11 protein-coding genes are annotated in these 12007 nt (G+C 72.9%); 9 read left to right on the top strand and 2 right to left on the bottom strand.

From position 1 onward, the window contains the following. Positions 1 to 2: 2 nt before the first annotated feature. From ACIBVP_RS12085 to ACIBVP_RS12055, 7 genes are all read left to right on the top strand, one after another. Positions 3 to 1115 carry a polyprenyl synthetase family protein gene (locus ACIBVP_RS12085; RefSeq protein WP_396106101.1) on the top strand — a complete coding sequence of 371 codons (1113 nt, stop codon included), beginning with the start codon at positions 3 to 5 and terminating at the stop codon, positions 1113 to 1115. Beyond that, positions 1116 to 2636, top strand: a complete 1521-nt coding sequence (gene crtI / locus ACIBVP_RS12080) for a phytoene desaturase family protein (protein ID WP_396106100.1) — start codon at positions 1116 to 1118, stop codon at positions 2634 to 2636. 69 nt (positions 2637 to 2705) lie between these two features. Then, positions 2706 to 4118 (top strand): hypothetical protein, encoded by a 1413-nt coding sequence (locus ACIBVP_RS12075; RefSeq protein WP_396106099.1) that lies wholly within the window; start codon positions 2706 to 2708, stop codon positions 4116 to 4118. Beyond that, a complete protein-coding gene (locus tag ACIBVP_RS12070) occupies positions 4115 to 5047 on the top strand; it encodes a phytoene/squalene synthase family protein (protein WP_396106098.1) in 933 nt (310 codons plus the stop codon). Before ACIBVP_RS12075 ends, ACIBVP_RS12070 begins: the two co-directional genes overlap by 4 nt. A gap of 96 nt (positions 5048 to 5143) precedes the next feature. Next, entirely contained in the window at positions 5144 to 5620 is a 477-nt protein-coding gene (locus ACIBVP_RS12065; RefSeq protein ID WP_396106097.1) for a hypothetical protein, read from the top strand. Between the two features lie 17 nt (positions 5621 to 5637). Next, positions 5638 to 5916: a hypothetical protein gene (locus ACIBVP_RS12060; protein ID WP_396106096.1), complete on the top strand. Its 279-nt coding sequence runs from the start codon at positions 5638 to 5640 to the stop codon at positions 5914 to 5916. After that, positions 5913 to 6593, top strand: coding sequence for a MauE/DoxX family redox-associated membrane protein (locus ACIBVP_RS12055; RefSeq protein ID WP_396106095.1), 681 nt, complete (start codon positions 5913 to 5915; stop codon positions 6591 to 6593). The genes ACIBVP_RS12060 and ACIBVP_RS12055 overlap by 4 nt, the downstream gene beginning before the upstream one ends. On the opposite strand, the gene ACIBVP_RS12050 is transcribed toward ACIBVP_RS12055, so the two are convergent. Next, positions 6575 to 6946, bottom strand: a complete 372-nt coding sequence (locus tag ACIBVP_RS12050; RefSeq protein ID WP_396106094.1) for an Rv2175c family DNA-binding protein — start codon at positions 6944 to 6946, stop codon at positions 6575 to 6577. The genes ACIBVP_RS12055 and ACIBVP_RS12050 overlap by 19 nt on opposite strands. 125 nt (positions 6947 to 7071) lie before the next feature. Here ACIBVP_RS12050 and ACIBVP_RS12045 point away from each other — a divergent pair, with 125 nt between their 5' ends. Together ACIBVP_RS12045 and ACIBVP_RS12040 are read left to right on the top strand one after the other, a co-directional pair. Further along, positions 7072 to 9201 carry a PASTA domain-containing protein gene (locus tag ACIBVP_RS12045; RefSeq protein WP_396106093.1) on the top strand — a complete coding sequence of 710 codons (2130 nt, stop codon included), beginning with the start codon at positions 7072 to 7074 and terminating at the stop codon, positions 9199 to 9201. A gap of 77 nt (positions 9202 to 9278) precedes the next feature. Then, positions 9279 to 10496 (top strand): wax ester/triacylglycerol synthase domain-containing protein, encoded by a 1218-nt coding sequence (locus ACIBVP_RS12040; protein WP_396106092.1) that lies wholly within the window; start codon positions 9279 to 9281, stop codon positions 10494 to 10496. 63 nt (positions 10497 to 10559) lie between these two features. Here ACIBVP_RS12040 and ACIBVP_RS12035 read toward each other — a convergent pair whose 3' ends face one another. Next, on the bottom strand, positions 10560 to 11948 hold the full coding sequence (locus tag ACIBVP_RS12035) for a class II 3-deoxy-7-phosphoheptulonate synthase (RefSeq protein ID WP_396106090.1): 1389 nt from the start codon (positions 11946 to 11948) through the stop codon (positions 10560 to 10562). Between the last annotated feature and the right edge of the window lie 59 nt (positions 11949 to 12007).

Here is a 12007-nt window from a genome sequence, read left to right as displayed (position 1 = left end):
CCATGGTCAGCGTGACCCCCGAGCGCGTAGCTGAGGACATCGACAGCGCGGTGCACCGCCACGTCGAGAAGCTCCTCCGCGGCTACCTCGCCGAGCGTCGCGCCGAGCTGCCCGCGCAGGCGCAGACGTTCGCGACCGCCGTCGACACCCTGTCCGACTTCGCGCTCCGCGGTGGCAAGCGCATCCGGCCCACGTTCGCGTGGTGGGGGTGGCGCGCCGCGGGCGGGGAGGGCACCGGCCCGACGGCCGAGGCCGTGCTGACCGCGGTGAGCGCGCTGGAGCTGATCCAGACGTGCGCGCTGGTCCACGACGACCTCATGGACGCCTCGGAACTGCGCAGGGGCCACCCGACCGTGCACGTCCGGTTCACCGACGCGCACCGGGCCGGTGGCTGGCTCGGTGAGCCGGAACGGTTCGGCATGGCCGCCGCGATCCTGCTCGGCGACCTCGCGCTCGCGTGGGCGGACGACATGTTCACCGGCGCACCGCTGAACGACCGGATGCGGGCCGCCGCCCGTGCGCCGTGGCTCGCGATGCGGGCCGAGATGTTCGCGGGCCAGTACCTCGACGTGCTCGCGCAGGCCGAGGGTGACGAGTCCGAGGAACGTGCGCTGGGCGTGGCCCGGCTGAAGACCGCCGCGTACACGGTGGAACGCCCGCTGCACATGGGTGTGGCGCTCGCGGGCGCCGACGAGGACACGATCGCGTCCGTCCGCGCGTTCGGCACCGACATCGGCGTCGCGTTCCAGCTCCGCGACGACCTGCTCGGCGTGTACGGCGACACCGTCGTCACCGGCAAACCCGCCGGTGACGACCTGCGTGAGGGCAAGCGCACGCTGCTGGTCTCGCTCGGCCTGCGGTACGCCGACGACGCGGGCAGGCACGCCGACGCGGACCTGCTGCGCCGCGCGCTCGGCGACCCCGACCTCACCGAGGAGACCATCCGGCGGGTGCGGGACCTGCTGGTCGAGGTCGGCGCAGTCGACGAGCTGGAACGGCGGATCGAGAAGCTCACGGTGTCGGCGATGGCCGCGCTCGACGCGGCCGGGCTGGCCGAACCAGGCCGCACCCGGCTCGCGGACCTCGCGATCGCCGCGACCCGGCGGGACCGCTGAATGCGTTCCCTTCCCGGCAGGACCGACCACGTGGTCGTGGTCGGCGCCGGCCTGGCCGGGCTGTCGGCCGCGCTGCACCTGCTCGGCGCCGGCCGCGAGGTGACCGTGCTGGAGGCGGCGCCGCACGTCGGCGGCCGCGCGGGCCGCGACCGGCTCGGTGAGTTCCGCATCGACACCGGCGCCTCCGTGCTCACCATGCCGGAACTGCTCGACGAGGCGTTCGCGGCCGTCGGCTCGTCGCTCGCCGACCGCGTCGACCTCATCCGGCTCGACCCGGCGTACCGCGCGCACTTCGCCGACGGGTCCACGATCGCCGTGCACACCGACGCCGACGCCATGGCCGAGGAGGTCCGCCGGGTGGCCGGGCCCCGTGAGGCGGCGGGCTACCTGCGGCTGCGCCAGTGGCTGACCCGGCTGTACCGCGTCCAGCGCGACACGTTCATCGGCGCCAACTTCGACTCCCCGCTCGACCTGCTCGGCGGCGAGCTCGCCCACCTCGCCGCACTGGGCGGGTTCGGCAGGCTCGGCCCGCGGATCGGCCGGTTCCTGTCCGACGAACGGCTGCGGCGGCTGTTCTCCTTCCAGTCGCTGTACGCGGGCCTCGCGCCGACCCAGGCACTCGCCGCCTACGCGGTGATCGCCTACATGGACACCGTCGCGGGCGTCTACTTCCCGCGCGGCGGGGTCGGCGCGGTCGCGCAGGCCATGGCGGACGCGGCGACGGACGCGGGCGCCTCGGTGCGCACCGGCACCGGCGCGGCCTGGCTGGAACGCACCGGCGACCAGGTCACGGCCGTCCGCACCACGCACGGCGAGCGGATCCCGTGCGACGCGATCGTGCTCACCCCCGACCTGCCGGTCAGCTACCGGCTGCTCGGCATCTCGCCACGCAGGCCGCTGCGGCCGCGCTGGTCGCCGTCGGCGGTCGTGCTGCACGCCGGCGTGGACCGCACCTGGCCGGAACTCGGGCACCACACGGTGTTCTTCGGCGCGGAGTGGGACCGCACGTTCGCCGAGATCCTGCGTGCGGGCAGGCTCATGAGCGACCCGTCGCTGCTGGTCACCCGCCCGACCGCGACCGACCCCGGCCTCGCGCCGCACGGCCGCGAGGTCCTGTCGGTGCTCGCGCCGTGCCCGAACCTGGCGACCGCGGCCATCGACTGGCACCGGGTCGGGCCCGCCTACCGGGCGGAGCTGGGGCGGGTGCTCGCCGACCGCGGACTCACCGGTTTCGACGACGCGATCACCGTCGAACGGCTGGTCACCCCCGCCGACTGGGCCGCACAGGGCCTCGCGGCGGGCACCCCGTTCTCACTGGCCCACACGTTTCCGCAGACCGGTCCGTTCCGGCCGCGCAACCTGGTGCGCGGCGCGGCCAACGTCGTCCTCGCGGGCTGCGGCACCACCCCGGGCGTGGGCATACCGCCCGTCGTCATCTCCGGCCGGCTCGCCGCCGAACGGGTGACGGGGACGACTCGTCGGCAATCCGTCAGGAACTCCCCCCGCGTCGCCGCCAACTGAGTTGGGATACTCCTGCTGGGGATGCGCCCGAACAGGCCACGGCGTGCCCGCCGGACGGGGAGAACAACGATGACAGCGGAGCCGACTCGCAAGCCTCGCCGGCTGGTGCCTCTCCTGGTCGCGGGTGCGCTCGGGCTGACCGCGTGCACGAACGCGGTCAGCGGGGCGCCGTCGGGCGTCGAGATCGGGCCGCTCACCACCGCGGAGGCCACGGGCGCCGCGCTCGCGAGCCTCGCGGAGTCGGCCGCGGTGCGCTACCAGGGCACGCTGACCGCCTCCGACGACTCGACGTTCACCGTCGACGTGACCGCGACCAGCACCAGCGAGGTGTTCGGCTCGATCGCCGTCGACGGGCGCGGCGCGTCGATCATCGTGCTCGACAAGACCCTGTACCTGAAGGGCAAACCCGAGTTCTGGGCCGCCATGGCCGCCCGCTTCGGCGTCAGCTCCGGTGACGGCACCGCGCTCGGCAACCGCTGGGTGAAGCTGCCGACCGTGCTGCTCGGCGTCGAGTTCGCCGACATCTTCACCCCGGACGTCGTCGGCCAGACCGCGGGCAAGGCCACCAAGGACGCCGACGGGGAGCTGCCCACCCAGGCCACCAACGCGGGCGGCGGCGTGAGCGGGGTCGAGATCCCCGTCGACGGCGGCACCGTCTACCTCGCGGAGGAGGCGCCGCACGGCGTCGTCGCGCTCACGCTCGACGAGATCGGCAGCGCCGAGAACACCAAGGCCCGCGACCTGCAGGTGGCCGTCACCGACGTGTCCGCGACGATCAACAAGATCTACACCGACCTGGCCGGCAAGGCGAAGAACGAACTGAACACCGCGGTCGACGCGCTCACGTCGATCACCCAGGGCGGCAACCGGTTCGACAAGTGCGCTGCGACGAGCTGCACGCTCATCGTCGACATCACCAACCCGTCGAAGAAGGCCGTGAAGGTCCACCTGAAGGCCGACTGGACGGGCGACAACGCGCCGCTCGGCAGCTGCGAGCAGACCGTCGGACCGGTCCAGCCCGGCAAGTCGGCCACCATGAGCTGCGCGATCAAGAACCAGAAGTGGGCGGACTTCTACCAGCGCGCCAACAGCGTGCCCGGCAGCCACCCGTACGGCGCCGTGTGGACCGCCCTCGCACTGGCGGACCCGCCGGACGCCGCGCCGCTCGCCGAACGCGGCGCCGCCAAGGCCGCGGACCCGAAGGCACGCAGCGAGGGCGAGAGCGGGCACGCCGTGTACGAGGTCTCCTACTCCGAGGGCGTGTGGAAGTACGGCGTCGTGTCCGCGCGCTACTGGCGTGACCAGGCGAAGGAACAGCTGCGCAGCTGCCTCGGCACCACCAAGTCCGTGTGCACGTACTCCCTCGTCACCACCGCGGACAACCCCGTGTCCGCGCATGCGCTCGCGGCCCAGCTGGTGGCGACGTACAAGCAGGAGAAGGGCGCGTGCCCGGCGGGCCAGTGGGTGAGCTGCCCCAAGTGACAGGGCTGTTGGGCACCTCCGCGGGAAGAAGAACGTCGGCGCTGGAAGCCGCGTACGCGGCCTGCCGACGGATCAACGCACAGCACGGGCGCACGTACTTCCTGGCCACCCGGCTGCTGCCCGCGGCGAGCAGGCCCTCGGTGCACGCCCTGTACGGGTTCGCACGACTCGCGGACGAGATCGTCGACAGCGGGACCGCACCCGGCGACCCCGGCGAGGCGCTGAACAGCCTCGAGAAGGCGCTCGCCGAAGCGCTGTCCGGCGGCCCCTGCGCGCACCCCGTGCTGCTGGCGCTCGCCGACACCGTGCAGCGCCACGACATCGACGAGCACCTGTTCACCGAGTTCCTCGCGTCCATGCGGATGGACCTCACGGTCACCGGTTACGCCACCTTCGCCGACCTCGCCGAGTACACGCACGGCTCGGCGGGCGTGATCGGGCTGCAGATGCTGCCGGTGCTCGGCACGTCCGTGCCACAGGCGGAGGCGGCGCCGTACGCGGCGGCGCTCGGTGAGGCGTTCCAGCTGACGAACTTCCTGCGCGACGTCGGTGAGGACCTCGACCGCGGCCGCCTGTACCTGCCCGCCGACGAGCTGGCGGCGTTCGGCGTGGACCGGGCCATGGTCGAGCACGCGCACCGCACGGGCCGCACCGCACGGCCCATCCGCCGTGCGCTCGCCCACCTCGTGTCGTGCAACCACGCCGTCTACCGGCGGGCCGAGCCGGGCATCGGGATGCTGGCACCCAGGGCACGGCCGTGCATCGCCGCCGCGGCCGCCATGTACCGCCGCATCCTCGACGAGATCGCCGACGCCGACTACGACGTGCTCGGCAGGCGCGTGGTCGTACCGACGCGCAGGCGCCTGCGGATCGCGGCCACGGCGCTGGTCACCGCACTGCCCTTTCGGGAGGTCGGCGGTTCCCGTTGAACCGGTCCGCCACGACTGTCCGGCAAGGACCGTGAGGAGCCATCCTCCTGCCACGGGCCACGGACGTCGTGGCCGGTCACCGCGGGAGGAACAGCGATGACGGTGCCAGAGGGAGCGCAGCTCTCCGAGGACGGCAGGTACTGGTGGGACGGCGCCGACTGGCAGCCGGTCCCGGACGGGGAGACGCAGCAGGCGGAGGTCGGCGCGCTCAGCGACGACGGCAAGTGGAAGTGGGACGGCAGCCAGTGGCAGCCGGTCGACGACGGAGCGGGTGCTGACGCGCTGGTGGGCGCGCTCGCGGGCGCGGGCATCGACATCGCGCCGGAGGTCGCGGACGCGGGCTACATCCAGCAGGTCGCCGCGCACGTGAACAGCTGGTACGAGGGGCTCGACGAGACCAGCAGGGCGATCGTGGACGCCCTCTCCCGGCAGGGCGCCGACACGCTGCTCGGCGACCCGGAGGTCGGGGTGGTGTCCGAGGGCGACCCGCTGATCACGGCGTTCGCGGGCAACGGCATGTCGCTGGGCGAGTCGCTGCAGGCGACCAACCAGGCACTCGAGCAGACCGCGTGACGAAGGGGAAGTGAACGATGGCGTGGGATGACTTCACCGCGTGCGCGGGCCGCGACGGCGAGATCCTCATGGAGATCGGCGAGGACGGCGTCAAGGAGATCGCGGGCCTGTGGCGGATGCTGCCGCAGGACGTGAAGGCGATGCTGATCGCGGCGTCCCGGTGGGGCGCCACCTACCTGGAGGCGGCACTGGCGGCGGTCGGGGTCGCGGCCGCCGAGATCATCGCGGCGGTCGCCGCTGGCGCGGGCCTCGGCGTGATCATGGCCGTGATCATCGACTGCTACGACAAGTTGTGAGCCCTGCGCAGGGCTTCGCGCTCGCGCTGGCCGCGTTGCTGGTCAGCGCGGGCGTACCGAAGCTGTGGCGCCCCGGTCATGTCGCCGGGGCGCTTCGGCGTGTCCTCGGACCACGTCCCGCGCACCGGCTGCGGTTGGCCGGGCGGCTGCTCGGCGCGTGGGAGCTGCTGCTCGCGGCCGCGGTCGTGTTCGTCGGCGGCCGGGTCGTCGGGGCGGCGCTCGCGGTCACGTACGCCGGGTTCCTCTGCTTCGTGGTCCTGGCCGTGCTGCGCGGGTCGTCGTGCGGGTGCTGGGCGTCCCTGACCGAGGGTCCGGCGGGCGGCGCGGAACTGGGCCGTACCGGGGTGCTCGCGGCCGCGGCGGTGTTCGTGGCCGCGGCCGGGTGGGCACCCGGCGTGGACGCGGCCGCGCTCGGGTGGGCGGCCGTCCTGCTGGCGCTCATGGTGCTGGCCGCCGTCGTCGGTGGCCGCGTGGCGCCCGTGCGGTCGCGTTCGGTGGCAGGCAGGCTGGGACGGCGCGCGGCACCGACCCGTGGCGGGCGACTGCTCGCGCGGGTGGTGTTCCTGGCCGGTTTCGTGCACGTCGGCACGGACGCGGAGCAGGCGAGGCTGCACCGCGCGCTCGAAGCCGAGCAGAGCGCGCGGTCCCGTCAGGCCGCTCAGAACGCCAGGGCCTGAGCCCTGCGCTTCACCTCGCGGCCACCCGTGGCGCGCAGCGCGTCGATCGGGGTGCCGCCCGGCAACGTGTCGTCCGGCTCGAAGAGCCAGCGCAGCATGTCGTCGGGGGTGAAGCCGGCGTCCGCGAGCACCGTGATCGTGCCGGGCAGGCCCTTGACGATCTGGCCGTCCGCGGTGAGGAACGGTGCGGGCACGACCAGCACCCCGTCCCTGCGGACCGCGAGCAGCTGACCGTCCCGCAGCGCCTGCCGCACCTTGTTGACCGGCAGACCGAGCCGGTCGGCCACGTCCGGCAGCGGTAGCACCTCGACCTCGGCACCCAGCACGTCGTCGGCGGTAGGGATCGCACTCACATGGGAAACGATGCCACAGGTGGGGCTGTGGCGCGCAGGCTGTTTTCGGCTCGTGTGATCTGCTCGTGACCCACAAATCGACCGCTTCGCCCCGCCGTGACGCCGGGCTCCGTACCATCACGGGCGTGGAAGAAAGGGGAGCCGGCCTGATCGGTGCGCTGCTCGAGCAGCGGTACCGGGTCGACGCGCTGCTCGCCCGCGGCGGTATGTCCTCGGTGTACCGCGGGCTGGACACGCGTCTCGACCGCCAGGTCGCGATCAAGGTGATGGACGCGCGGTTCGCGGACGACCGCGCCTTCGTCGACCGCTTCGAGCGGGAGGCCAGGTCCGCCGCCAAGATCCACCACCCGAACGTGGTCGCGGTACACGACCAGGGGGTCGACAAGTCACCGAACGGTGATCTCGTCTACCTGGTGATGGAGCTGGTCGACGGCGGGACGCTGCGCGACCTGATCAACGAGCGCGGCGCGCTCGACGTGCCGACCGCGCTCGCGATCATGGAGCCGGTGCTCTCCGCGCTGGCCGCCGCGCACCGCGCCGGGCTCGTGCACCGGGACGTCAAGCCGGAGAACGTGCTCATCGGGCACGGCGGCGAGGGCGGCAGTACGGTCAAGGTCGGCGACTTCGGCCTGGTCAGGGCCGTGCACAGCGCCGGAACCACGAGCGCCAGCGTCATCCTCGGCACGGTCGCCTACCTCTCCCCCGAGCAGGTCACCACCGGCAACGCGACCGCGGCGGGCGACGTGTACTCGGCCGGCATCGTGCTGTTCGAGGCGCTGACCGGCGGCGCCCCCTACACCGGCGACAACGCGATCTCCGTCGCCTACCGGCACGTGAACGACGACGTGCCCGCCCCGTCGACGCTCGTGCCCGGTCTCCCGCCAGAGCTCGACGACCTGGTCGTGCGCGCCACCAGGCGCGACGCGGCGCTGCGGCCCACGGACGGCGCCGCGTTCCTCGCCGAGGTGGAGAAGCTGCGCGTGATCACCGGCGCGCCGCGCGTGCCGGTCCCGGTGCCCGCGCCGACGGTCGCGGACCGCACGATGCCGGTGTCGCCCGCCATGATCGCCGACGGCACCTCGTCCGGCGGGCTGGTGCTCGGCAACGCCGAACAGACCGTGCGCAACGCACCGGCCGTGTCCGCGGCCACGCCGTCCGGCGCCACGATCGTGCGGCCGGCGCCCGCCGGTTTCCGGCCGGTCGGCCCGCAGGGCACGCGTGCCATGCTGCGCACCGACCTGGCGACCGCCGCCTCGGCGGCCGCGACCGAGTACACGCCGCCCGTGTCGGCGCCCTTCCCGACACAACAGCCGCCCGGCGGGCCGCCGCGTCCGCCGCGCGGCCGGCCGCCGCAGGGGCCGAGGCCGAAGAGGAACGGCACGTCGATCGCGCTGTGGAGCGCCATCGCGGTGGTGGTGCTCGCGCTCGTCGGCACGTCGACCTGGTGGTTCACCTCCGGCCGGTACAGCACGGTGCCGTCCGTCGAGGGCCTGGCGACCTCGGAGGCCGAGCGGAAGCTGCAGGCCAGCGACCTGAACCCGCAGGTCAAGACCGAACACCACAACGACGTCAAGGCGGGCACGGTCATCCGCACCGCCCCCGCGTCCGGCGAGGAGATGCTGCGCGGCGACCAGGTGACGGTGTTCGTGTCGCTGGGCAGGCCGAAGGTGCCCGAGGTGCGGGCGGGCGCGGAAGAGGCCGAGGTGGCCGACCTGATCCGCAAGCAGGGCCTGCGGCCGGAGAAGGACGACGGGAAGAACGAGTACAGCGACGAGGTCGAGAAGGGCAAGGTCGTCACGGTCGACCCGCAGCCCGGCACCGAGCTGCGGCTGAACGCGCCCGTCATCATCGTGATCAGCAAGGGTCCGGAACCCAAACCCATCCCCGACGTGCGCAACAAGACCCGCGACGAGGCGTTCCAGGCGCTCACCGAGGCGGGCTACACACCGCAGGACGGCCAACCGGAGTTCTCGGCGGAAATCGAGGCCGGCCGGGTCGTCCGGACGGACCCGCAGATCGGCACCACGGTCGAGGGCGACCAGAAAGTCGTCACCGTCTACGTCTCCAACGCGGTGACCGTGCCCGATGTGGGTAACCGGTCCGTCGACGAGGCGAAGGCGATCCTCACCGGGTTGGGCCTGCAGGTCGACGTCCAGGCCTTCCCGGGCGCCGGTGGCCGGGTCTTCGCGCAGAACCCGGCGCCTAACAGCAAGGTCGAGCCCAACTCGAAGGTCACCATCTGGGCAATTCCCTGACCTGCGCGAAAGGGTGAAGAATTACGACTTCGCACACGCGTAACTCGCAGGACACGGAACGCTGGTGAGCTGAAGCCATGGGCCGACTGACTGGGTTGGACACGGCGTTTCTGAGCCTGGAGACGCGGGCCAGGCCGATGCACCTCGGTGCGGTGGCGGTGTTCCGGGGGCCGGTGTCCCTCGATCGTCTGCGGGCTCTGCTGGTCGAGCGGGCCGCGCGCCTGCCGGGGCTGCGGGTCGACGGCGGCTGGTTCCCGTCGTGGTGGCCCGCGACCGACTTCGACCCGGCCGCGCACGTGCACACGTACGAGGCGCTGGGCCAGCACACGTTCGAGGCGTACACGGCGGGCTGGCTCGCGACCCCACTGGACCTGACCAGGCCGCCGTGGGACGTGCACATCGTCACCGGGCTGCCCGGCGACCGGTTCGCGGTGCTCGTCAAGCTGCACCACTCGCTGGCCGACGGTGCCGGTGCCGTGGCGCTGGCCGGTGCCCTGGTCGACGGTGGCGTGCCGCCGACCAGAGCGGCCGCCCCGCAGTCGTACGGGCTCGGTGAGACGGCGGCGATGGCGGGTGCGGTCGCGCGTGCCGTGCGACGGCCGCCGGTGCCGGCGATGCTCACGTCCGGCGGGACCGCGAGGCGGGTGGCGTTCGTCCGCCTCGACCTCGCGGACGTGCGGCAGATCCGGCGTCAGCACGGCGGCACCACCAACGACGTGGCGCTCGCGGTGCTCGCGGGCGGGCTCCGGGAGTGGCTGCGGTCGCGCGGCGCCCCGGTCGACGGGCGGACGCCGCGCGCGCTGATCCCCGTGAACACGCGGGCCCGGGGTGGCGCGGGTGGCAACCAGCTGTCCGGGTACCTGTGCGACCTGCCGGTCGGGCTGGCGGACCCGGTGGCACGGCTGCGTGCGGTGCGCGCGGCGATGGAAGCGAACAAGGCGGCCGGACCGGCACGGGGTGGCGGCACGCTGGCGATCCTCGCGAACGCGCTGCCGTCCCCGGTGCACCGGCTGGCCGGGCCTCTCACGGGTTTCGGGGCGCCGCTGCTGTTCGACACGGTGGTCACGACCGTGCCGCTGCCCGCGGTGCCGCTGACGGTCGACGGCGCTCCGCTGACGGAGATCTATCCGTTCGGCCCGCTCGCGCCCGGGCACGCGCTGGGCGTGGCGATCTCGCCGTACCGGGACGCCGTCCACATCGGTCTGCAGACCGACCGGGACGCGGTGCCCGACATCGACGTGCTGGCGAACGCGATCAGCAAGTCGTGCGTGACGCTGCACGAGCTGGCGCAGTAAATGCCCTGAAAGACGCTTTTCGGGACGGTGCGCGTCCCGAAAAGCGTCTTTCAGGGCCACGGGTCAGGAGCGGAGCATCTCCGCGACCAGGAACGCCAGTTCGAGCGACTGCTGGGTGTTCAGGCGCGGGTCGCAGGCCGTCTCGTAGCGGCCTGCCAGGTCGTCGTCGGAGATGTCCTGGGCGCCGCCCAGGCACTCGGTGACGTCCTCGCCGGTCAGCTCGACGTGGATGCCGCCCGGGTGGGTGCCGAGGCGGCGGTGCACCTCGAAGAAGCCCTGGACCTCGTCGACGATGCGGTCGAAGTGGCGGGTCTTGTACCCGGTGGACGACTCGTGCGTGTTGCCGTGCATCGGGTCGCACTGCCAGATCACCTGGTGACCCGACGCCTGCACCTTCTCGATGATCGGCGGCAGCGCGTCGCGCACCTTGCCGTTGCCCATGCGGGAGATCAGCGTGAGGCGGCCCGGCGTGTTGTGCGGGTCGAGGCGCTCGACGTACTCGACGGCCAGCTCCGGCGTGGTGGTCGGGCCGATCTTGACGCCGATCGGGTTGGACAGCAGCTCCGCGAACGCGATGTGCGCGCCGTCGAGCTGGCGGGTCCGCTCCCCGATCCACAGGAAGTGCGCCGACAGGTTGTACAGGCGCGGGTCGGCCGCCCGGGTGTCCATGCGGAGCATGGCGCGCTCGTAGTCGAGCAGCAGCGCCTCGTGGCTCGCGAAGATCTCCGTGCTGTGCAGCGACGAGTCCTCGACGCCGCACGCCTGCATGAACCGCAGGCCGCGGTCGATCTCGGTGGCCAGCGCCTCGTACCGCTCACCGGCGGCCGAGTTGCTGACGAAGTCCTTGTTCCACTCGTGGACCTTCGACAGGTCCGCCATGCCGGCCGCGGTGAGCGCGCGCACGAGGTTCATGGCCGCGCCCGCGTTCGCGTAGGCACGGATCATGCGGCCCGGGTCGGGCACGCGGGCCTCGGGCTTGGGCACGAGCGAGTTGATGATGTCGCCGCGGTACACGGGGAGGCCGAGCGCGTCGGTGGTGTTGGAGCGCGGCTTGGCGTACTGCCCGGCGATGCGGCCGACCTTCACGACGGGCAGGCTCGCCCCGTAGGTCAGGACGACGGCCATCTGCAGCAGCGTGCGGATGTTGCCGCGGATGTGGGGCTCGGTGTTGTCGACGAAGGTCTCGGCGCAGTCGCCGCCCTGCAACAGGAACGCCTCGCCGCGGGCGACCTCGGCGAGCTTGTCGCGCAGACGGTCGATCTCGTTGGGGACGGTGATGGGCGGGACGCTCTCCAGCAGCGTGCGCACCTGGCGCACCTGCTCGCGGTCCGGCCAGTCGGGTTGCTGAGCGGCAGGCCGGGACAGCGCGTCGTCCAGGCGAGCACGCAGCGCCGGCGGCAGCGGCGGGAGTTCGGGCAGCGTGTCCACCGGCACGTCAACGGTCCAGTTCACGGGACCAGCGTAGCCGGGCGTGTCAGCCCGGTTTACGCCGACAGTAGGCCGGCTTGATC

This window comes from Actinophytocola sp. NPDC049390, from assembly GCF_044466355.1.
In the GTDB taxonomy this organism is placed as follows: Bacteria; Actinomycetota; Actinomycetes; order Mycobacteriales; family Pseudonocardiaceae; genus Actinophytocola.
Note: the sequence above shows the minus strand (reverse complement) of the source record. Positions and strands in the feature narration are given on the sequence as shown.

What these genes read in the sequence shown, in the direction of transcription:
- ACIBVP_RS12075 (WP_396106099.1), top strand. Translation starts at nt 2,706, where the DNA reads ATGACAGCGGAGCCGACTCGCAAGCCTCGCCGGCTGGTGCCTCTCCTG.
- crtI (WP_396106100.1), top strand. Translation starts at nt 1,116, where the DNA reads ATGCGTTCCCTTCCCGGCAGGACCGACCACGTGGTCGTGGTCGGCGCC.
- ACIBVP_RS12065 (WP_396106097.1), top strand. Translation starts at nt 5,144, where the DNA reads ATGACGGTGCCAGAGGGAGCGCAGCTCTCCGAGGACGGCAGGTACTGG.
- ACIBVP_RS12085 (WP_396106101.1), top strand. Translation starts at nt 3, where the DNA reads ATGGTCAGCGTGACCCCCGAGCGCGTAGCTGAGGACATCGACAGCGCG.
- ACIBVP_RS12060 (WP_396106096.1), top strand. Translation starts at nt 5,638, where the DNA reads ATGGCGTGGGATGACTTCACCGCGTGCGCGGGCCGCGACGGCGAGATC.
- ACIBVP_RS12040 (WP_396106092.1), top strand. Translation starts at nt 9,279, where the DNA reads ATGGGCCGACTGACTGGGTTGGACACGGCGTTTCTGAGCCTGGAGACG.